Annotated in this window: 1 protein-coding gene; it reads left to right on the top strand. The window is 54.6% G+C overall.

Annotated features, from left to right (window positions below; all coding sequences use genetic code 11):
• Positions 1-394, top strand: a 394-nt coding sequence (locus ACO0LM_RS28725) for a transposase (protein ID WP_423042368.1), incomplete at both ends; no start/stop codon positions are given.

Raw genomic sequence — 394 nt, 5'->3', positions numbered from 1 at the left:
TGCATCGCGTGCGTAACGGCATGATCAAGGCGAGAGTCGCACAAGCCAATCAACTGCATGGGTTATTGGCGGAGTTTGGGATAGCCTTACCACAAGGCATGGCAAGATTGATGAGCGAAGTCAAAATGCAATTGGCCAGAGACGACAGCGGGTTACCGCCCTTGATGCAGGAGTTGACGCAGCGACTGCTATCGCATTTGCAGGGACTGGACCGGCAGGTGCAGGAAATTGACAAGCAAATCAAGCAACTGGCAAGACAATCCCAGGTTTGCCGCACGTTGGAACAGGTGCCGGGCATCGGCCCCATTACCGCCACGGCTCTTGTTGCTACGGTAGGCAGTCACATCAATGAATTCAAGAACGGTCGGCAGCTCGCGGCCTTTCTTGGTTTGGT

The organism is Undibacterium sp. Di26W, from assembly GCF_049340265.1.
GTDB lineage: Bacteria > Pseudomonadota > Gammaproteobacteria > Burkholderiales > Burkholderiaceae_D > Undibacterium.
The sequence above is the reverse complement of the archived record's forward strand: the minus strand, read 5'-3'. Positions and strand labels throughout refer to the sequence as shown.